A 20,184-nucleotide genomic window follows, 5' to 3' on the forward strand; every position below is an offset into this window, starting at 1 on the left:
GCGGCAGGCAGGCGCATGGATGGGAGGAGGCCGCGGCGACGCGGCCGGCCTCCCGTTTTGACAAGATGGCTGGGTGAAAGGAATATCGGGTGAAGCTAGTCATTCTGGACCGCGACGGCGTGATCAACGAGGATCGCGACGATTTCGTGAAGAACACCATCGAATGGGTGCCGCTGGCGCACAGCCTGGAGGCGATCGCCAACCTGACCCAGTCCGGCTGGCGCGTGGTGGTGGCGACCAACCAGTCCGGCATCGCCCGCGGCCTGTTCGACATGCACGCGCTGAACGCGATGCATGAGAAGATGCACCGGCTGGTCGGCCAGGCCGGCGGCCGCATCGACGCGGTGGTGTTCTGTCCGCACAGCGCGGATCACGGCTGCGAGTGCCGCAAGCCGCTGCCCGGCATGGTGCTGGAGATCGCCGAACGCTTCAACGTCAAGCTGGAGGGCCTGCCGATGATAGGCGACAGCCTGCGCGACCTGGAGGCGATCGCCGCAGTCGGCGGCCAGCCGATGCTGGTGAAGACCGGCAAGGGCGCCAACACGCTGGCCAAGGGCGGGCTGCCGGAAAGCACGCTGGTGTTCAACGACCTGTACGATGCCGCCGAGCATCTGATCAACCATCATTGAGGCAGAGACTGAAAGCATGATTGGTTTGTGGATACGCAACTTGCTGTACTGGGTGGTGCTGATCATCGCCACGCCGGTGTTTTTCCTGCTGCTGATGCTGGCCGCGCCGCTGCCGCGCCGCAGCCGCCACGTTTTCGGCGTGAGCTGGGCGATGACCCTGCTGTGGATGCTTGAGCATGTGATCGGCCTGAAATACAAGGTGATCGGCGCGGAGAATATTCCGTCGGTGCCGTCGGTGATCACGTCCAAGCACCAGTCCGGCTGGGAAACGCTGGCGCTGCAAAAGATCTTCCCGTGGCAGGTGTATGTGGCCAAGCGCGAGCTGACCTGGATTCCGTTGTTCGGCTGGGGCCTGGTGCTGATGAACCCCATCATCATCAACCGCTCCGACCGCGCCCGCGCCAACCAGCGGTTGCTGGACCAGGGCCTGGAGCGCAAGCGCCACGGTTTCTGGATCACCGTGTTCCCGGAGGGCACCCGCACCAAGCCGGGCGTGGGCGGCAAGTACAAGCTGGGCGCCGCGCGCATGGCCAAGCAGTTCGACATGCCGATGGTGCCGGTGGCGCATAACGCCGGCGAGTTCTGGCCGCGCAACGCCTTCCTGAAATATCCCGGCGAGATCACCGTGGTGATCGGCCCCGCCATCCATCCCGGCGAAGAAACCGGCCCCGAGGCGATGATGGCCGAGGCCGAGGCCTGGATCGAGGCCCGTCAGCGCGAAATCGGCGGTGTCGGCCCCTTCGCCCATCCCGATGAAAAACGCCAGCGTCTGGCACCGCCTGCCTCTGCCTGACGGCGAGGTGCCTGTGCTGCTGACGCGCCGCGCGCGCCAGAGCATAGGCATCAAGGTCCGCGGCGGGGTGGTGGAACTGATCGCCGCGCCCGGTGTCAGTCAACAGCGCTTGCACCAGGTATTGCAGCAGCGCTACGACTGGATAGTGGGCCACGTGTTGCGCCAGCGCAGCCATCTGGCGGCCGGCGAAGCGCTGGGCAGCCTGACGCTGCTGGGCGAGCCGCTGGCGATCAGGCTGACTGGCGGCGCGCGCAAGGCGGCGCGGCGCGAGGGCGGCGAGTTGCTGGTGGCGGGCATCGCCGACGGCGACGCCGCCGCGCTGAAAGCCGTTCTGGCCAAATTCATGAAACGCGAGGCGGCTATGCTGTTTCCCGGCCGCCTTTCCCTTTTGGCCGCGCATTGCCGCCGCAAACCGAGCGGGCTGCAGCTGTCGTCGGCGCGCACCCGCTGGGGCAGTTGCAGCGCCGACGGCCGCATCCGCCTGAACTGGCGGCTGGCGCAGGCACCATTGGCGGTAGTCGATTACGTGACTGCCCACGAGCTGGCCCATCTCGAACACATGAATCACTCGCCGGCGTTCTGGGCCGAGACCGAGCGTCTCTGCCCGGGCTGGCGCGATGCCCGCCGCTGGCTGCGCCAGCACGGCGGCGGCTTGTTTGTCTTAGACTGATCTTTAAAAGGAAAACGCCATGAGAATGCTCCACACCATGCTGCGCGTCGGCAACCTCGATCGCTCGATCGCCTTCTACCAGGAGGTGCTGGGCATGAAGCTGCTGCGCCGCAACGACTTTCCGGATGGGCGTTTCACGCTGGCCTTCGTCGGCTATGGCGACGAGGCCGCCCACACCGTGCTGGAGCTGACCCACAACTGGGATACCGAATCCTATGACCTGGGCAACGGCTACGGCCACATCGCCATCGAGGTGGAAGACGCCTACGCCGCCTGTGACATGGCGCGCGCCAAGGGCGGCAAGGTGACGCGCGAGGCCGGCCCGATGAAGCACGGCACCACCGTGATCGCCTTCATCGAGGATCCGGACGGCTACAAGATCGAGTTCATCCAGAAAGGCAGCCGCTAAGCGCTGCCGGCGGGATGCCCGGCGCGGGCGTCTTGCCGAACTCGCCGGCCGTTTCGACGCGGCCGGCCATGGGCGGGAGGGGCCGCCCAGGCGGACTGGCACCCGGAAGCCGGTCCGCTTCCAATAACAACCGGGAATGTTCCGGCAGCCGCGGCTGCGTTTTGGCATCACGGGCACCTGCTCGTTCGGGAAGGACTGATGAATAAAAAACTGATTGCACTGGCGGGAGGGTTGCTGCTCCCCGCGTTCGCCGGCGCCGCCGATCTGGACGGCGCCACGCTTGGCCTGGGGTGGGGCGTGCCGTTCGCCGGCATCCTGTTGTCCATCGCGCTGTTTCCCATGCTGGCTCCCGGCATCTGGCACCACCATTTCGGCAAGATCACCGCGCTCTGGACCGCGCTGTTCCTGCTGCCTTTCGCCGCCGCCTTCGGGCTGGGGCACACCGGCGCGCTGGTGCTGCACGCGCTGTTCACCGAATACATCCCCTTCATCGTGCTGCTGTTCGCGCTGTACACGGTGTCGGGCGGCATCCTGGTTTGGGGCTCGCTGCACGCGTCGCCCCGGCTGAACACTCTCATCCTGGCCATCGGCACGGTTCTGGCGTCCATCATGGGCACCACCGGCGCGGCGATGCTGCTGATCCGGCCGCTGCTGCGCGCCAACGAGGGCCGCAAGCGCAATGTGCATGTGGTGGTGTTCTTCATCTTCCTGGTGGCCAATGTCGGCGGCGGCCTGACGCCGCTGGGCGATCCGCCGCTGTTCCTGGGCTTTCTCAAGGGCGTGACCTTCGGCTGGACTTTCCAGCACATGCTGATGCCGGTGCTGTTGCTGTCGGCGCTGCTGCTGGCCATCTTCTATTTCCTGGACCGCCACATGTTCGCCAAGGAGGCGAAGGAGGGCACGCTCAAGCCGGTGGACACCAGCCATGACAAGCCGCTGAAGCTGCACGGCAAGCGCAACTTCTGGCTGCTGGCCGGCGTGGTGGGCGCGGTGCTGATGTCCGGCCTGTGGAAGCCTGGCATCGTTTTCGAACTGCCCGGCGTCCATCTCGAGCTGCAGAACCTGCTGCGCGACCTGGCCCTGCTGCTGCTGGCCTTCGCCTCGCTGTGGATCACGCCCAAGCAGGTGCGCGCCGGCAACGAGTTCAACTGGCTGCCGATTCTGGAGGTGGGCAAGCTGTTCGCAGGCATCTTCATCACCATCGCGCCGGTGATCGCCATCCTGCGCGCCGGCGACCACGGCGCGCTGGCCGGCCTGGTTCAGATGGTATCGGGTCCCGATGGCAAGCCGCTGGACGGCATGTACTTCTGGATGACCGGCATCCTGTCCAGCTTCCTCGACAACGCGCCGACCTATCTGGTGTTCTTCAACCTGGCGTCCGGCGACGCCGCCGAGCTGATGGGCCCGTTCGCCAGCACCCTGCTGGCCATCTCGATGGGCGCGGTGTTCATGGGGGCGATGACCTATATCGGCAACGCGCCCAACTTCATGGTCAAGGCCATCGCCGAGCACCGCCATGTCAAGATGCCGGGCTTCTTCGGCTACATGCTGTGGTCGGGCGCGGTGCTGCTGCCGTGCTTCCTGCTGCTGACGCTGGTGTTCTTCCACTTCTGACCCGGGCTCGGCCCGCAGGCAACAAGCCCATCGCGTTCGCGATGGGCTTTTTTGTGGGGAAGAGGGCTCCAGACGCTGCCCGCGAGCGGTCATGGGCCGGGCTGCCAGTCCTGATAGGGCAGGTGCACCCGGGCGTAGGCCTTTTGCAGCTCGCCGCTGGCGCGCGCGGCCCGTATCGCGCGGCTGAGCGCCTGGTTGACGAAGTCGCCGCGGCGGTTGCAGGACATGAACAGCACGTCGGGAAAATCGTCGAAATGCTCGCGGTGGATGGCGGTCAGCTGGTACTTGCGCACCAGGTAGTCCGCTTCTTCCTGCGCCCACAGCACCGCGTCGACGCGGCCCAGGTTCAGCCGCTTCAGCGACAATTCCAGGTTGACCACGCTCTTGCTCGGAAAACCCCAGTTCACCGGCGGCGCTTCCACCGTATAGCGGGCTAGATTGGCGGTGCGCAGGATGTCGATCTTGCGCAGCGGCCTGGCTTTGTTGGTGTAGAGCACGAAGGCGACCTTGCCCATCATCTCGTGGGAAAACTGGTAGGGAGTCGCGCTGTCGGCGTTGTCGCGCACTTTCATGATGGGGAAGCGGAAGTCGGCGCCTTGGTCGTCAGTATCCAGGTACACGCGTTTGACCGGCTTGATCTCGAAGCTGATTTTCCCCTCCGGATAATGACGGGCGATGGTCTTGAGCAAGTCGGCGAAGGGGCCTGATTCGCTGCTTTCCAGAACCTGCGGCAGGAACACCGCGATGCCTCGCAGATCGGGCGCATCCACCCGGGACGCGGTTTCCGGCGTGGCGGTGCCGTTGCAGGCGAAGGCCTGCGCGGCGCACAGGGTCAGCGGCAGGCAAAGCGTTTTCGGCGCGATCATGGCGGTTCCCGGTTGTCTCAGGCGCTGTCCCGCGCCTTGCGCGCGGATGGCGCTTGCTGATTTGGGTGTAGCACAAGGGGCGTCAGGCGGGAATATCCGGCCGCGCGCCGAGGAGCGTCGGTGTCGGCTCGGCCGGCTTTCCGGTATCCTTGCGGTTTCGTCTGTTTTTCCTGCGCTGAACCGATATGCACATCCACATCCTGGGTATCTGCGGTACCTTCATGGGCGGCATCGCCGCCATCGCCAAACAGGCCGGGCACAAGGTGACCGGCTGCGACGCCAACGTCTATCCGCCGATGAGCACCCAGCTGGAGGCGATGGGCATAGAGCTGACTCAGGGCTTCGGCGCGGAGCAGGTGGACCTGAACCCGGACGTGTACGTGATCGGCAACGTGGTGACGCGCGGCAAGCCGCTGATGGAGGAAATCCTCAACCGCGGCCTGCCGTACATCTCCGGCCCGCAGTGGCTGGCCGAGAACGTGCTGCAGGACAAGTGGGTGCTGGCCGCGGCCGGCACCCACCGCAAGACCACCACCACCTCGATGCTGGCGTGGATCCTGGAAGACGACGGCCTGGCGCCGGGCTTCCTGATCGGCGGCATCCCGGAGAACTTCGGGGTGTCGGCGCGCCTGCCCGGCCGGCCGGCGCTGGACTCGGACAGCGTCAGCCCCTTCTTCGTGATCGAGGCCGACGAGTACGACACCGCCTTCTTCGACAAGCGCTCCAAGTTCGTTCACTACCGGCCGCGCACCGCCATCCTGAACAACCTGGAGTTCGACCACGCCGACATCTTCGCCGACCTGGCCGCCATCGAAACCCAGTTCCACCATCTGGTGCGCACTATCCCAGGCAACGGCCGCATCGTCAGCAACGGCCGCGAGGCCAATCTGGACCGCGTGCTGGCGCGCGGCTGCTGGACGCCGGTGGAGCGCTTCGGCGTAGAGGCCGGCTGGCAACTGGGCGCGCTGCATGAGGACGGCGGCTTCGACGTGCTGCTGAACGGCGAGACGCAGGGTACGGTGCGCTGGGCGCTGATGGGCGAGCACAACCGCCTGAACGCGATCGCCGCCATCGCCGCCGCCCGCCACGCCGGCGTGGCGGTGAAAGACGCCATAGCCGCGCTGTCCCGCTTCGCAAACGTCAAGCGCCGGATGGAGGTGAGGGGCACGGTGAACGGCATCACGGTGTATGACGATTTCGCCCACCATCCCACCGCCATCGCCACCACGCTGGAAGGCCTGCGCCGCAAGGCGGGCCCCGCGCGCATCCTGGCGGTGCTGGAGCCGCGCTCCAACACCATGAAGCTGGGCACGATGAAGGACGCGCTGCCGGGTTCGCTGGCGCTGGCCGACCGGGTGTTTTGCTCGGCGGCGGGATTGAACTGGAATCCGGGCGAGGCACTGCAAGTCATGGGCGCCAAGGCGCAGACCTTCAGCGATTTCGACGCGCTGATCGACGCCATCGTCGCCGAGGCCAAGCCGGGCGACCATGTGCTGGTGATGAGCAACGGCGGCTTCGGCGGCATCCACCAGAAGCTGCTGGATCGGCTGGCCTGAGCCGCCATCCGCGCGGCAAGCGAGGCTCCGCCTCGCTCCAGGCGCTAGGCCAAGCGCGCCGGGTCAGGGCAGTTCGATGATGTAATTGGCGCCGCCCGCGCGGGCCTTGGCCAAGGCATCTTCCAACCGCTCCAGCATTGGCGCGGGGCTGGTTTCCTCCGGCCGCAGCGTGCTGATGCCGATGCAGGCGGCCGCCTGGTTTTCGGCGCCCTGGTACAGGAAGGTGAGCTGGCGCAGCGATTTGATCAGGCGCCGTCCCATCTCATGGGCGCCGCCGATCGGCGTCTGCGGCAGCAGGATGACGAAGGTGTTGGCGCTGCGGCGCGCCACCAGGTCGCTGTCGCGGCTGCTTTGCAGGCACAGGCTGCCGGCCAGCCGGATCAGATGGCTGTAGGCGGAGCCGTCGTCCTCGCGCGGAACCATCTCTGGGATGTTGACCAGCTCCAGCGCCAGGCTGGACAGATTGCCGCCATAACGTTTGGCGCGGCTGGTTTCGGCATTGGCGCTGGACATCAGCCTGTGCATGCCCACCACGCCGGTCAGCTTGTCTTCGTCTTCGTCCTGCCGGCCTTCTTCCTTCAGCGTCTTGACGATGCTCAGCGAGCGCTCCACCAGCTGGCGCTCGAAATCCAGCAGCTGCCCCAGCACCTTGGCCTCGGTGCGGTCGGAGAAGCTGACCACCAGCAGCGGCACCTGGTCCAGCAGAATGCGCCGCGCCGACAGCTGGACGTCGAACAGCCGTCCGCCGCCGGTGCTCAGCTGCATGGCTCGGTTGTAGATCATGTTGTTGCCGGCCAGCTCGCGGCAGATGTTGTAGGCCTCGGTCTTGTCCGGCAGAAAGTCGTAGACCGACGACTTGAGCAGTTCGCTGTGGGGGCTGGCAAGCAGGATGCAGGCCAGCTGGTTGGCGCAGTAGATGCGGCCATCCTCGGGCGAGGCCAGCAGCAGGCTGCCTTGCACCGTGTCTATCAATGGCTGGAATGCCTGCAATGTAACCATCTCTCCGCCTCCCGTGGCTGCCGAAGGTAATGACGCGGCTCGGGCACCTGGAGGAGGCGTCGCAGCACACTACGTTCTTCTACTTAGTTTATTCATAGTTTTGGCTATTTTCACGTTGTTTGATGAAGATTAACTGCTTAATTTTCAATTGGATATCTGTGCTCCAGGCTGGGCGGGCTTTTCGCCGGGATAGCGCGGCTTCGGCGGCGCATCGTTTCGCGCGCATGGAAGAGCCGGCCGGCCAGTCGGCTCGGGAAAGCGGCTGAACCATGAAAAAAGCGCGCCCGAGAGCGCGCTTCTTCATGGCGATGGCGGCTTATTGCCACAGTTGGCAGTACTCGGTGTTCGCTTCGTAGTTGTCGCTGACCGTGCCGTCGTTGTAGATCTTCTTCACCCAGCCGTTGGGCTGGCGGCTGGTCGGCTGCGCGCCGCAGTTGGGGTGCACCCAGTGGATGCCGACGCCGCTGGTGTAAAGCTGGCCGCACAGCTGCAGGCGGTCGCCGCGCTGGATGGTGTTCAGCGGGGAGGGAACGTCCTCGCCGGCGTAGTCGTAGCCGTAAGCGTACACATTGTCCATCGCCACGTCGTAGGTGCGGCCGTCCTGGTCGGCGCGCAGGCGGACGTGGGTATGCGACAGCTCGACGCCGTTGAGTGACTGGCCGGAGGCGAAAGTCGGCCCGCTCACCACGGTGCCGGTCAGATAGCTGCCGGCGGCGGCGCGGCAGTCGGATTTGGCGTCCGCCAGCGCGGCGAAGGAAACGCCCAGCAGGCAGGCGGCCAAAGCAAGTTTCTTCATATTCATGACCTTTGCAGTTTTAATGACATTGTTGTAATGCGATGGTCATTCTAGTGATGATGGATAAGGCTTATGTTTCAATCGCAATAAAAGTGATGTGTTTGTTTTGCAATGGTGAATAAAGTGTTAAGCGGGTGCTCCGGTGCCGGCGATGGGCGGAACAAAAGGCTGGAATCGAGCGGCCTGGCCCTGCCGGTGGCGGATCGCTGGCGGGGTTGATCTATCTTCGAAATATCATGTAAACGACTATTTACACGGGCATGAATTAGAGACTGCTCGCAATCGTGTTACATTCTGAAACGCATCTGCAAGATGCATCGCGAGGACTGGCAGGCTCCACCACCCCGGGGCGCCAGTAGCAACCGTTCAACAGACGGCTTCCTCCCCCGGTTCCGCCGCGCAGGCGGACGCGGTCCGCGCAGCGGCCGCGACGCGCGCGACGGACATCTCGACTCCGCGGTTTGCCGCATAGGCAGGCGCGGACGTTCGGCGACGCCGCGGCATCGCGCGCTTCCCGTGCACGTTGGATCGGCTCCGTTTCGGCGGGGCGATGGCGCGTGCCCGAACGCGCGTGGCGGCACACATAAAACCTATTACACGACAAAGATTTACAGGACATGGCTAGATCTCAATGGGGCTCGCGCCTCGGTTTCATTCTCGCGGCAGCCGGCTCGGCCATCGGGCTGGGCGCTATCTGGAAGTTTCCCTATGTCGCCGCCACCAACGGCGGCGGGGCGTTTTTGTTCATTTACCTCGGCATCTGCCTGACGCTGGGCCTGGCGCTGATGGTGTCGGAGATGGCGTTGGGACGCGCCGCCAACGCCGGCGCCGTCGGCGCTTTCCGCAAGCTGGCGGGCGGTTTCTGGCCGGTGATCGGCTATATGGGCGTGCTGGTGTGCTTCCTCATTCTGTCGTTCTACAGCGTGGTGGGCGGCTGGACCGTCGCCTATATCGTCAAGTCGCTGCAGGGCAGCATCATGACTTCCGATCCCAAGGCGCTGGGCGCCATTTTCACCGGCTTCATCAGCGACCCGGTGCAGCCGGTGCTCTACCACGGCGGCTTCGCGCTGCTGACGCTGGCGGTGGTGGTCGGCGGCGTGCAGAAGGGCATCGAGGCGCTGTCCAAGTTCCTGATGCCGGCGCTGTTCGTGCTGATGCTGGTGTTGATCGCGCGCGGCCTGACGCTGCCGGGCGCGCTGGAGGGCGTCAGCTACTTCGTCGCGCCGGACTTTTCCAAGGTGAGCGCCGCCATGTTGGTGGATGCGCTGGGCCTGGCCTTCTTCTCGCTGTCGCTGGGCCTGGGCATCATGATCACCTACGGCTCCTACGTCGGCCGCGAATCCAAGCTGGTGAGCTCGGCGCTGTGGGTGATCGCGCTGACGGTGGCCACCTGCTTCCTGGCCGGCCTGATGGTGCTGCCGGCGGTGTTCGCCTTCGGCTTCGACCCGTCCGCCGGCCCCGGTCTCACCTTCATCACCATGCCGGCGGTGTTCGCCCATCTGCCGCTGGGGCAGCTGTTCGCGGTGATGTTCTTCTGCCTGCTGCTGCTGGCGGCGCTGACCTCGTCGGTGTCGCTGCTGGAGGTGGTGACCAGCTTCGCCATCGACGAACTGCGCCTGTCGCGCCGCGCCGCCGCCATCCTGATGGCCGCCGGCACCTTCCTGCTGGGCATTCCGGCCTCGCTGTCGCTGGGCGTGTGGGGCGATTACCAGCTGGGCGGCATGAATTTCTTCGATCTGCTGGATTTCGTCACCTCCAAGCTGCTGATGCCGGCCGGCGAATTGCTGCTGGCGTTGTTCGTCGGCTGGAAAGCCTGGCCGGTGGTGAAGGCCGAGCTGTCGTCGGGCCGCTCGCCGCGGGCGATGAAATGCATGCGCGGCTTCTGCATGGCGCTGGCGCCCTTGCTGATCGGCTGGATCATGGTGGCCGGTATCTGATGCCGGCATGAGAAGACGGGGAGCGATGGCTCCCCGTTTTGCTATGGTTCAGACAGCAGGATGGCCTGGAGAGACGATGTCTGGATGGCGGGCGGCGGCGGTATTGTTGGGCGCGTTGCAGGCGGGGAGCGCGCAAGCGGAAACCCTGCGCATGCTGCTGACGCAGATTCCCGGCGTCATCGAGCTGGCGCCGGATGGCGCGTCCATGCGGGGCGCCGGCGTCGACCTGATGAAGGAAGTGGGGCGCCGGGCCGGCGTGGCGCTGCGCTTCGAGGCCTATCCCCAGGCGCGCGCCCGCCTGCTGGTGGAACAGCAGGCCGACGCCTGCTTTCCTGTCGGGCGCTTGCCCGAATTGCAGGCGAAGTACAAATGGACCGCGCCGCTGCTGCACATGCGCCTGGTGTTGCTGGCCAGGGCGGACGACGGCCGTCAACTGAGCGGCCTGGATCAGGCGCAGTCGCTGCGGGTGGGCGCGATGCGCGGCACCATGGCGGCGGCGCGGCTTAAAGAGCGGGGCGTGGTGGTGGAGGAAAGCGCCGATTACCTGAGCGGGCTGGAGAAGCTGCGGCTGGGCCGGCTGGACCTGTGGGCGATGCTGGACGTCGGCATTTCGTCGCTGGCCAAGCGTTTGGATATGCCGCCGCCCAGGGTGGCCTGGGTGATGGATAACCTGGATGTCGCCTTTGCCTGCAACCGGCAGGCAGACGACGCGCTGATCGCCCGCTTGGACCGCGCCATCGCGTCGATGCGCGCCGACGGCAGCATGGCTCGTTTCGACCTGCGCTGACGGCAGGCATGCCAATTGGGCCCGCCCTGGGCTACACTGCCGTTTTTGCCCGTTTGCGAGACACCGTTGAAAGCCCGTCTGACCCTGCTGGCAGGCAGCCTGCTTGTCGCCGCCTGCGCCACGCCGCCCAATCCGGCCTCCGCGCCGGCCCCCATCGTCGCGCCGGAGCCGGCCTCCGCTCCCGCCGTCGACGTGCCGCCGTCCCAACCGGCTTCCGCGCCCGCCGCCGAGCTGCCGCCGCGCCCGGTCGCCCGGCCGGTGCAGCCGCCGGCCGCCATTTCCGACAGCCAGGGCCGCGCCTTGCTGGACCGCCTGTTGCCGCCGGGCATCCCGGACCGCAAGGGCTGGAGCAATGACGTGATGGGGGCGTTCAGCCATCTGAAGATCCCGTACACGCCGCAGTTCTTCTGCGCGGTGCTGGCGGTGGCGGAGCAGGAGTCCGGCTTCAGTCCGGACCCGGTGGTGCCCGGCCTGTCCAAGATCGTCTGGGGCGAGATCGAGCAGCGTCGGCAGAAATACCTGATTCCGCAGTTCGTCGTCGATGCGGCGATGAGCAAGAAGTCGCCGGACGGCCGCACCTTCAAGCAGCGGGTGGACGCCTTGCGCACCAAGCGCGAGATGAACGCGCTGTACGAGGACATGGTGCGCGAGCTGCCGTTCGGCCAGACCATCTTCGAACACAAGAACCCGATCCGCGACGGCGGGCCGATGCAGGTCAGCGTCGCCTTCGCCGAGACCCACATCCGCGCCTGGCCGTATCCGTACAGCTATTCCAGCCTGCGCGACGAGGTGTTCGGCCGTCGCGGCAGCGTCTACTTCGGCACCGCCATCCTGCTGCAGTACCCGGCGCCGTACCACGAGATGGTGTACCGCTTCGCCGACTACAACGCCGGCCGCTACGCCAGCCGCAACGCCGCCTTCCAGCAGGCGGTGGCGCGCCTGTCCGGCCGCAAGCTGGCGCTGGACGGCGACATCATGCTGTACAGCGACAAGATGAACCGCGTGCTGTCCGGCGAAACCAGCGACACCCAGCGCGCGCTGCAGTCCATCGCCGGCCGCTTGGGCATCAGCGACGCCGACATGATGCGCGACCTGCGACTGGAGAAGCTGTCCGGCTTCAGCCAGAGTCCGCTGTACCAGAAAGTGTTCGCGCTGGCCGGCCCCAAGGCTCCGCGCGAAATCATCCCGCAGATCGTGCTGGTCAGCCCCAAGTTCACCCACAAGCTGACCACCGAGTGGTTCGCGCGCCGCGTCGACGGCCGCTACCAGCGCTGCCTGCAGCGGGGAGGCTGAGCGGCCCGCCGGCTTGAGTCTGAACCGATAGCGCCTATAGTGATTGCAGCGGCGCCTGGGCGCCGACACGCATCCGGACGGCGGCCATGGCATGGCCGTCGTCTTCTGTTTCTCGGCTCGGGAGGCAAGGCATGAAGGTTTCCATCAACGGCAAGGAGGTGGAGCTCGGCTCCTCCCCCGATACGCCCCTGCTGTGGGCATTGCGCGACGAACTGGGCCTGACCGGCACCAAGTTCGGCTGCGGCGCGGCCTTGTGCGGCGCCTGTACGGTGTTGAAGAACGGGTTGCCGATCCGCTCTTGCGTGACGCCGATCTCCACGCTGGCGGCGGACGACAGCATCACCACGGTGGAAGGCAACGCCGACAAGGTGGGCCAGGCGGTCAAGCAGGCCTGGCATGAGCTGGACGTGGTGCAGTGCGGCTTCTGTCAGAGCGGCCAGGTGCTGGCCGCTACCGCCTTGCTCAGCGCCAACCCCCATCCTTCCGATCAGGACATCGATCAGGCGATGAGCGGCAACCTGTGCCGCTGCGGCACCTATCCCCGCATTCGCGCGGCCATCCACGCCGCCGCCAAGCTGCTGTAGGAGACCAGGATGACGACTACTGGAGTGTCCCGCCGCAGTTTCCTGAAAATGAGCGGCGCGGTCGGCGGCGCCCTGTGCCTGGGTTTCGTTCTGAGCGAGGGCGGGCGCAGGGCCGAGGCCGCCGATGCCAAGAACGCCATTCCCTCTCCCAACGCCTTCGTCCGCATCGAAAAGGACGGCGGCGTCACCATCGTCAGCAACAAGTCGGAAATGGGGCAGGGCATCTACACCTCGCTGGCGATGCTGATCGCCGAGGAGCTGGAATGCGACTGGAACCGGATCAAGGTGGTGTCGGCGCCGGCGGCGCCCATCTACGTCCATACCGCCTTCCATATCCAGATCACCGGCGGCAGCACCAGCACGCTGTCCAGCTATGACCAGTACCGCAAGATAGGCGCCGCCGCGCGCGACATGCTGATCGCGGCCGCCGCGCAGCGCTGGCGCGTGCCGGTCTCGCAATGCCGCGCCGAAAACAGCCGGGTGTTCAACAACGCCAACGGCGCCAGCCTGGGCTACGGCGAGCTGACCGAGGCCGCCGGCAAGCTGCCGGTGCCTAACACGGTGGAGCTGAAGCCGCGCCACCGCTGGAAGCTGCTGGGCACCCGCGTGCACCGGGTGGACGGCGACGAGAAGCTGGACGGCCGCGCGCAGTTCGCCATGGACGTGCGCCTGCCCGGCATGCTGACCGCGCTGGTCAAGCGCTGCCCCAGCTACGGCGGCAAGCCCAAGGGCTTCAACGCCGACGCGGCCAGGGCGGTGCCCGGCGTCCGGGACGTATTCGCGATCAGCAATGGCGTCGCCGTGCTGGCCGACGGCTTCTGGCCGGCCAAGAAGGCGCGCGACCTGCTGGAGGTGGAGTGGGACCGCGGCGCCAACGCCGAGCTGGATTCGGCCCGGCAGCGGGCGGATTACCGCGCCCGCGCGGCCAAGCCCGGGCAGGTCTATCGAAGCGAGGGCGACGCCAAGGCGGCGTTGGCCGGCGCAGCCAAGAAGCTGGAGGCCTGGTACGAGGTGCCTTACCTGTCGCACTCGCCGATGGAGCCGCTCAACTGCGTGGTCTGGCTGAAGCCCGGTAGCTGCGAGGTGTGGAGCGGCACCCAGTCGCAGACGATAGACGCCGGCATGGCGGCCGCGATGGCGGGGCTGAAGCCGGAACAGGTCACATTGCACACCACCTTGCTGGGCGGCGGCTTCGGCCGGCGCGCGGTGCCGGTCGGTTCCGACTGGCTGAAGGAGGCGATGGAGGTAGCCAAGCATCACGGCCAGGGCGTGCCCGTCCGGCTGATGTGGACGCGGGACGACGACCTGGCCGGCGCCTACTACCGGCCGATGTGGCTGGACCGCGTGCGCGGCGGCATCGGCGCCGATGGCAAGCCTGCCGCCTGGCTGCAGACCGGGGTCGGCCAGTCCATCATCGCCGGCACGCCGTTCGCGCCGATGATGATCAAGAACGGCATCGACGCGGTATCGGTGGAGGGCACCGACGACATGCCTTACGCGCTGCCGGTGGTCTCGCTGGACCTGCACACGCCGGAGATCCCGCTGCCGGTGCTGTGGTGGCGCTCGGTCGGCCATTCCCACAGCGCCTTCGTCAAGGAAAGCTATATCGACGAGCTGGCGCGACTGGCGCGCCAGGATCCGGTGGCCTATCGGCTGGCGCTGATGGACAAGGCGCCGCGGGAGCAGGCGGTGTTGCGCGAGGCGGCGCGGATGGCCGGCTGGGGCCGCAAGCTGCCCAAGGGCCACGGTCTGGGCGCGGCGGTGCACACTTCCTTCGGCTCCCATGTCGCCCAGGTGGTGGAGGTGGCGCTCAAGGGCAAGGAGCTCAAGGTCGTGCATGTCTGGTGCGCGATCGATTGCGGCGTGGTGGTCAATCCCGACCAAGTGGCGGCGCAGATGGAGGGCGGCATCATGTTCGGCCTGTCCGCGGCGCTGTTCGGCGAGATCACCTTCAAGGACGGCGAGGTAGAGCAGAAGAATTTCGACGGCTACCCCATCGTCAGGATGTTCCAGGCACCCAAGGTGGATGTTTCCATCGTCGCCAGCGAAGAAGCGCCGGGCGGCACCGGCGAGCCGGCGGTGCCGGTGGTCGCGCCGGCGCTGGCCAACGCCATCCACGCGGCTTCCGGCCAAAGGCGGCGCGAGCTGCCGCTGAGCCGGCACGGCTACCAGATGGTGTGAGGAGGCGGACATGAAAATCTCGACTGTTTTGTGCTGGGCGCTGGTCGCCTGGCTGCCGGCCGCATGGGCGGCGGACGATCCGGCCGCGTCGCGGCAGGCTTTCGGCGACGTGGCCAGGGTGCTGCAATCGCCGCGCTGCCTGAATTGCCACACCGTCACCGACTTTCCGCGCCAGGGCGACGACCGCCATCCGCACGCGCAGATGATCAAGCGCGGCCCGGCCGGCATGGGCCATCCGTCGCTGATGTGCCTGGCCTGCCATCAGGCGGCCAACTCGGCCGACGGCGCGGTGCCGGGCGCGCCCAACTGGCATCTGGCGCCGCTGAGCATGGGCTGGGAGGGACTGAGCGACGGCCAGATGTGCCGCAGGCTGGTGGACAAAAAGCGCAACGGCAACCGCGACGTTCCAGCGCTGGTCGCCCACATGACCACGGACCCGCTGGTGCAATGGGCCTGGCATCCGGGCGGGCGGCGCACGTTGCCGCCCTTGTCGCAAAACGACTTCCACGACGCGGTGGGGCGCTGGGCCGACACCGGCGCCTACTGTCCGAAATGAGCGCGGCGGTGCGCGGCAACGACGAGACCGTGCTGGCGCAGACGCTGGACTGGCTGCGGCAGGGCCGCCGCGTCGCGCTGCTGACGGTGCTGGGCACCTACGGCGCCAGCCCCAGGCCGCCGGGCGCGCTGGCGGCGATACGCGACGACGGCGTGATCTGCGGCTCGGTGTCCGGCGGCTGCGTCGAGGACGATCTGCGGCGGGAAATCGCCGAAGGCGGCGTGTTCGGCGCGGCGCCCTCGGCCCGGGTGCGCAGCTTCGGCGCCAGCGTGGAGGAAAGGCAGCGCTACCGGCTGCCCTGCGGCAATAGCCTCAGGGTGGCGGTGGAAACGATGCCGGACCCGGCGCAGCTGGAGGCGCTGCTGGCCGCGGTGCGGCAGCGCCGCTGCCTGTGGCGGCGGGTCGACTACCGGGACGGCGCGGCCACTTTACTGGATAGCGGGCCTGCCGAAAGCTTCGCCGAGGATGAGGCGGGCTTCCTCGCGCTGCACGGCCCGCGCTGGCGGCTGCTGATCATAGGCGGCGCCGAGCTGGGCCGCTACCTGGCGCAGATCGCGCTGACGCTGGACTACGCGGTGACGGTGTGCGAGCCGCGCGAGGAGTACGCGGCGGGCTGGGAGCCGGCCGGCGTCGCGCTGTCGGCCGAGATGCCGGACGACCTGGTGCTGGCTTTCGGCTGCGACGAGCGCACCGCGGTGGTGGCGGTGACGCATGATCCCAAGCTGGACGACCTGGCGCTGATGGAGGCGCTCAGGCTGCCCTGCCATTATGTCGGCGCGCTGGGTTCGGCCACGACTACCATGAAACGAAAGGCGAGGCTGGCCGAGCACTTCGGCCTGACGCCGGCAGAGCTGGACAGGCTGCACGGGCCGGTGGGGCTGGCGATAGGCTCGCGCACCCCGGCCGAGATCGCGGTCTCCATCGCCGCCGATCTGATCGCCAGCCGCAGCGCTTGTCACCGGGAGGGGGTTCATGGCGAGGAAAGGAGCTGCCGGGCATGATGGCGGGCGCGCTGCTGGCGGCGGGCCAGGGAAGCCGCTTCGGCGCCGACAAGCGGCAGGCGCGGCTGCCGGACGGGCGCACGCTGCTGGAGGCCAGCGCCGCGGCGTTTATCGGCCGGCTCGAGCCGTTGGCGCTGGTGCTGCCGGAAGACGACGCCTTCGGGCTGGCGCTGTGCGGCCGGCTGGGCCTGCAGCCGCTGGCCTGCCGGCTCAACCGCGGCGGCATCGGGCATTCGCTGGCTTGCGCTGCCGCCTGGGCGCTGGGCCTGCAGGGTTGCCGCGGCCTGGTGTTGGGGCTGGCGGACATGCCGGCGGTGCGGCCGCATACCGTCAGCCAGGTGGCGGCGGCGCTGTCGCACGGCCGGCTGGTGCTGCCCTGCTACCACGGCCAGCCCGGCCATCCGCGCGGATTGCCGGCGGACTGCTTGCCTGCATTGCTCGACTTGCGGGGCGATGCCGGCGCGAGGAACGTTCTGGACTGGGGCGCGGCGCTGAGGCTGGAGCTGGACGATCCGGGCGTATTGATCGACATCGACATGCCGGAGGACCTGCAGACGCTCGGCTGAGCGCCGCGCCCTGGCATTTACGCTTGGCAACCGTTCTCCCCTATAGTGGGAAGTGTTCCGGCTCGGGGTGGATGACGGATATGCGGGTTCGCTTCACGGTTGCCCACAAGCTGGTGTTGCTGATCGCGCCGCTGGTGCTGGCCCTGTCCTGCGTGGCGATAGGCTACGCCTGGCATCAGCGCCAGTTGTTGCAGGTGCTGGACCGCGATCAGGTGCTGAGCGCCAATATCGAGATGGTCGGCCAACTGATCCAGCAGCTGCAGGTGGAGCGCGGGCTGGGCTACGGCTATCTCAACCGCCATCAGGCGCTGCCTTCCGAGCTGGTCCAGGCGCGCGCGGCGGCCGATGCCGTGCTGCAGAAGCTGCGGACCCAGCCGCAGGACGAGCTGTCCGACGGCCTGCGCGCCTATCTGGGCCACAGCGTGCCGCCGCAGAATGAGCTGGACCAGCTGCGCCGCGACATCGACGCCCGCCATATCTCGCCCGCGCCGGAGTTCAACCGCTATTCGGACATGATCGAGCAGCTATCCGGCATCATCACCCTGTTCAATGCCCAGACCCCCGAGGTGCAGGCGCTGTTGTTGCAGTGGTTGGCGGTGAATTGCCAGAAGGAGTTCACCAGCCGCACTCGCGGGCTGGTGACCGGCGTGCTGACCGTGGGCAGCTTCAGCATCACCAATTTCCGGCTGGTCAGCGGCGTGGTGTCGCAGGAGGAGTTGTGCCGCTCGCAGTACCGGCAGTACGGCGGCGACGAGGCGGCGCTGCGGGCGGCGATGGACCGCAGCCGGCAGTTCGAGTCGGCGCGCGACGCGGTGCTGGCGCGCGGCGCCGGCGCGATGCAGAGCGAGACGCCGGATAACTGGTTCCGCGTCGCCGGCCTGCGGGTGGCGGAGCTGTACCAGCTGCAAGGCCAGCTGTTGCAGCAGATCCGCGGCCAGCTGGACGCGCAGGCGAGCAGCGCGCGGGTGTACGGCTACCTGGTGCTGCTGGGGCTGTTGCTGCTGCTGTTGCCGATCGGCCTGGCCGTGCTGGTGAGCCGCAACATCATCCGCACCCTGGGCGCGGAGCCGGACGAGGTGGCGCGGGGCATGCGCGAGTTGTCCGCCGGCCGGCTGGACTTCTTCCTGCCGCTGCGGCGCGGCGATGACCACAGCCTGGCCGCCCACATCCGCCAGATGGGCGAGCGGCTGTCCGGCGTGATCCTGCAGGTGAAACAGGACGCGGACGCGGTGGCCAATGCGTCCATCGAGCTGAATGCCGCGTCGCAGGGCCTGTCGCAGGGGGCGGCGCGCACCTCGTCCGACGCGGAGGAAAGCAGCAGCGCGATCGACGACATCGCCCGCAGCATGTTCAGCATGGCCGGCGACGCCAACCACGCGGGCGGCATGGCGGACACCGCCAGCGCGCAGGCGGCCGAGGGCAACCGCGTGGTGCAGCAGACGATAGCGGCGATGCGCCAGATCGCCAAACGCACCGACATCATCGACGACATCGCCTACCAGACCAATCTGCTGGCGCTGAACGCGGCGATAGAAGCGGCGAGGGCGGGCGAGCACGGCCGCGGCTTCGCGGTGGTGGCGGACGAGGTGCGCAAGCTGGCGATGCGCAGCCAGACCGCGGCCAAGGAGATCGGCCGGGTGGCGATAGACAGCGTGGAGCTGGCGGAGAGCGCCGGCCAGCAACTGAGCGATATCGTCGAGTCCAGCCGCCAGACCTTGGATCTGGTGAAGGGGATTTCCTGCGAGGCGACCGCGCAGGCGGAGCGGGTCGGCAATATCAACCAGGCGATGCGGCGGCTGAACCAGCTGTCCCAGGACAATGCCGCGGCCAGCGAGGAGCTGTCGGCGGCGGCGCAGGAGGTGGCGATGCGCGCCGACAGCCTGCGCCAGCAGATGCATTACTTCCAGCAGGGCGCGCAGCGCCCCGCGGATTGACGCTCAGCGCACTTCGCGCAGATTGTCGCGGTCGAAGCGCAGCCGCACCGGCGTGCCGCCCGGCAGCAGGTCGGCCGCGTGGCGGTTGAGCCGGTCCACCTGCAGCGTGGCGCCGCCGGCATCCACCTGGTAGCGGATGATGTTGCCCAGCAACTGGTGCTGGCGGATCACCGCCGGCAGCGCCTGATCGTCGGCGGCGTCATCGTTGCCCAGCAGCTCGATCGATTCCGGCCGCACCGCCAGATGGCCGCGGATTTCCAGCCCCAGCAGCGCGTGGCTTTGCTCGGCCGACAGCAGGTTGTAGTTGCCCATGAAGCGGGCGACGAATTCGGTGGCCGGCTGGGTGTAGATGGTCTCGGCCGCGCCCTCCTGCTCCACCTTGCCCTGGTTCATCACGAAGATGCGGTCCGACATCGTCAGCGCCTCTTCCTGATCGTGGGTGACGAAGACGGTGGTCAGGCCCAGGCGGCGCTGGATGTCGCGGATCTGCTCGCGCAGGTTCTTGCGGATGCGGGCGTCCAGCGCCGACAGCGGCTCGTCCAGGAGCAGCACGCGCGGCTCCACCACCAGCGCGCGGGCTAGAGCCACGCGTTGGCGCTGGCCGCCGGACAGCTGGTGCGGGAAGTGCTTCTCGCGGCCGTTCAGCTCCACCAGCGCGATCACCTCGCCCACCTTGCGGCGGATTTCGTCCGCGGAGCGCTTCTGCATCTTCAGGCCGAAGGCGATGTTGTCGGCCACGTTCATGTTGGGAAACAGCGCGTAGCTCTGGAACACCATGCCGATGCCGCGCTTCTGCGGCGACTGGAGGGTGATGTCGTCGCCGGCCAGGCGGATGGCGCCGCCGCTGGGCGTCTCGAAGCCGGCGATCATGCGCAGCACCGTGGTCTTGCCGCAGCCGGACGGGCCGAGGAAGGTGACGAATTCGCCGGCCTCCACCTGCATGTTGAAATCGTGGACCACGGCTTGCTGGCCGAAGCGCTTGTTCAGATGGTCGATGTGCAGAAATGCCATGA

General features: G+C 67.4%; 20 protein-coding genes. 15 read left to right on the plus strand and 5 right to left on the minus strand.

What is annotated here, in order from left to right; translation table 11 throughout:
• Nucleotides 1–89: 89 nt before the first annotated feature.
• The 5 genes from gmhB to ACY3GB_RS22105 all read left to right on the plus strand — a co-directional run bounded on the left by gmhB (nt 90) and on the right by ACY3GB_RS22105 (nt 4,115).
• Complete coding sequence (gmhB, locus tag ACY3GB_RS22085) at nt 90–629, plus strand: D-glycero-beta-D-manno-heptose 1,7-bisphosphate 7-phosphatase (RefSeq protein WP_463090627.1); 540 nt, start codon at nt 90–92, stop codon at nt 627–629.
• Nucleotides 630–645: 16 nt separating this feature from the next.
• Nucleotides 646–1,422, plus strand: a complete 777-nt coding sequence (locus tag ACY3GB_RS22090) for a lysophospholipid acyltransferase family protein (RefSeq protein ID WP_343481679.1) — start codon at nt 646–648, stop codon at nt 1,420–1,422.
• The gene (locus ACY3GB_RS22095) at nt 1,382–2,092 is read left to right on the plus strand and encodes a M48 family metallopeptidase (RefSeq protein ID WP_463090628.1); all 711 of its coding nucleotides are present in this window, start codon (nt 1,382–1,384) and stop codon (nt 2,090–2,092) included. The genes ACY3GB_RS22090 and ACY3GB_RS22095 overlap by 41 nt, the downstream gene beginning before the upstream one ends.
• Before the next feature lie 19 nt (nt 2,093–2,111).
• Nucleotides 2,112–2,501 (plus strand): lactoylglutathione lyase, encoded by a 390-nt coding sequence (gene gloA, locus ACY3GB_RS22100; protein ID WP_021475767.1) that lies wholly within the window; start codon nt 2,112–2,114, stop codon nt 2,499–2,501.
• A gap of 198 nt (nt 2,502–2,699) precedes the next feature.
• On the plus strand, nt 2,700–4,115 hold the full coding sequence (locus tag ACY3GB_RS22105) for a sodium:proton antiporter (protein ID WP_463090629.1): 1,416 nt from the start codon (nt 2,700–2,702) through the stop codon (nt 4,113–4,115).
• Between the two features lie 89 nt (nt 4,116–4,204).
• On the opposite strand, the gene ACY3GB_RS22110 is transcribed toward ACY3GB_RS22105, so the two are convergent.
• Nucleotides 4,205–4,981, minus strand: a complete 777-nt coding sequence (locus ACY3GB_RS22110) for a type 2 periplasmic-binding domain-containing protein (protein WP_463090630.1) — start codon at nt 4,979–4,981, stop codon at nt 4,205–4,207.
• Nucleotides 4,982–5,166: 185 nt separating this feature from the next.
• Here ACY3GB_RS22110 and mpl point away from each other — a divergent pair, with 185 nt between their 5' ends.
• Complete coding sequence (mpl, locus tag ACY3GB_RS22115; protein WP_463090631.1) at nt 5,167–6,537, plus strand: UDP-N-acetylmuramate:L-alanyl-gamma-D-glutamyl-meso-diaminopimelate ligase; 1,371 nt, start codon at nt 5,167–5,169, stop codon at nt 6,535–6,537.
• 63 nt (nt 6,538–6,600) lie between these two features.
• On the opposite strand, the gene ACY3GB_RS22120 is transcribed toward mpl, so the two are convergent.
• From ACY3GB_RS22120 to ACY3GB_RS22130, 3 genes are all read right to left on the minus strand, one after another.
• The gene (locus ACY3GB_RS22120) at nt 6,601–7,536 is read right to left on the minus strand and encodes a GGDEF domain-containing protein (protein WP_463090632.1); all 936 of its coding nucleotides are present in this window, start codon (nt 7,534–7,536) and stop codon (nt 6,601–6,603) included.
• Nucleotides 7,537–7,624: 88 nt separating this feature from the next.
• Entirely contained in the window at nt 7,625–7,840 is a 216-nt protein-coding gene (locus tag ACY3GB_RS22125; protein WP_463090633.1) for a hypothetical protein, read from the minus strand.
• Between the two features lie 12 nt (nt 7,841–7,852).
• Nucleotides 7,853–8,332, minus strand: coding sequence for a hypothetical protein (locus ACY3GB_RS22130; protein WP_463090634.1), 480 nt, complete (start codon nt 8,330–8,332; stop codon nt 7,853–7,855).
• 617 nt (nt 8,333–8,949) lie between these two features.
• Between ACY3GB_RS22130 and ACY3GB_RS22135 the strand changes: the two genes are divergently transcribed.
• The 9 genes from ACY3GB_RS22135 to ACY3GB_RS22175 all read left to right on the plus strand — a co-directional run bounded on the left by ACY3GB_RS22135 (nt 8,950) and on the right by ACY3GB_RS22175 (nt 19,171).
• A complete protein-coding gene (locus ACY3GB_RS22135) occupies nt 8,950–10,269 on the plus strand; it encodes a sodium-dependent transporter (RefSeq protein ID WP_463090635.1) in 1,320 nt (439 codons plus the stop codon).
• A gap of 76 nt (nt 10,270–10,345) precedes the next feature.
• Nucleotides 10,346–11,056, plus strand: coding sequence for a substrate-binding periplasmic protein (locus tag ACY3GB_RS22140; RefSeq protein ID WP_463090636.1), 711 nt, complete (start codon nt 10,346–10,348; stop codon nt 11,054–11,056).
• A gap of 66 nt (nt 11,057–11,122) precedes the next feature.
• A complete protein-coding gene (locus tag ACY3GB_RS22145) occupies nt 11,123–12,349 on the plus strand; it encodes a DUF1615 domain-containing protein (protein ID WP_463090637.1) in 1,227 nt (408 codons plus the stop codon).
• Between the two features lie 131 nt (nt 12,350–12,480).
• Complete coding sequence (locus ACY3GB_RS22150; RefSeq protein ID WP_463090638.1) at nt 12,481–12,933, plus strand: (2Fe-2S)-binding protein; 453 nt, start codon at nt 12,481–12,483, stop codon at nt 12,931–12,933.
• Between the two features lie 9 nt (nt 12,934–12,942).
• A complete protein-coding gene (locus ACY3GB_RS22155; RefSeq protein ID WP_463090639.1) occupies nt 12,943–15,114 on the plus strand; it encodes a xanthine dehydrogenase family protein molybdopterin-binding subunit in 2,172 nt (723 codons plus the stop codon).
• 10 nt (nt 15,115–15,124) lie between these two features.
• Entirely contained in the window at nt 15,125–15,670 is a 546-nt protein-coding gene (locus ACY3GB_RS22160; RefSeq protein ID WP_463090640.1) for a hypothetical protein, read from the plus strand.
• Between the two features lie 8 nt (nt 15,671–15,678).
• Nucleotides 15,679–16,671 (plus strand): XdhC family protein, encoded by a 993-nt coding sequence (locus ACY3GB_RS22165; RefSeq protein ID WP_463090641.1) that lies wholly within the window; start codon nt 15,679–15,681, stop codon nt 16,669–16,671.
• Nucleotides 16,668–17,237, plus strand: a complete 570-nt coding sequence (locus tag ACY3GB_RS22170) for a nucleotidyltransferase family protein (RefSeq protein WP_463090642.1) — start codon at nt 16,668–16,670, stop codon at nt 17,235–17,237. Before ACY3GB_RS22165 ends, ACY3GB_RS22170 begins: the two co-directional genes overlap by 4 nt.
• An 80-nt stretch (nt 17,238–17,317) precedes the next feature.
• The gene (locus ACY3GB_RS22175) at nt 17,318–19,171 is read left to right on the plus strand and encodes a methyl-accepting chemotaxis protein (RefSeq protein ID WP_463090643.1); all 1,854 of its coding nucleotides are present in this window, start codon (nt 17,318–17,320) and stop codon (nt 19,169–19,171) included.
• Nucleotides 19,172–19,174: 3 nt separating this feature from the next.
• On the opposite strand, the gene ACY3GB_RS22180 is transcribed toward ACY3GB_RS22175, so the two are convergent.
• On the minus strand, nt 19,175–20,182 hold the full coding sequence (locus ACY3GB_RS22180) for an ABC transporter ATP-binding protein (RefSeq protein ID WP_463090644.1): 1,008 nt from the start codon (nt 20,180–20,182) through the stop codon (nt 19,175–19,177).
• Between the last annotated feature and the right edge of the window lie 2 nt (nt 20,183–20,184).

The sequence above is a fragment of the Chromobacterium sp. Ag138 genome (assembly GCF_055181315.1).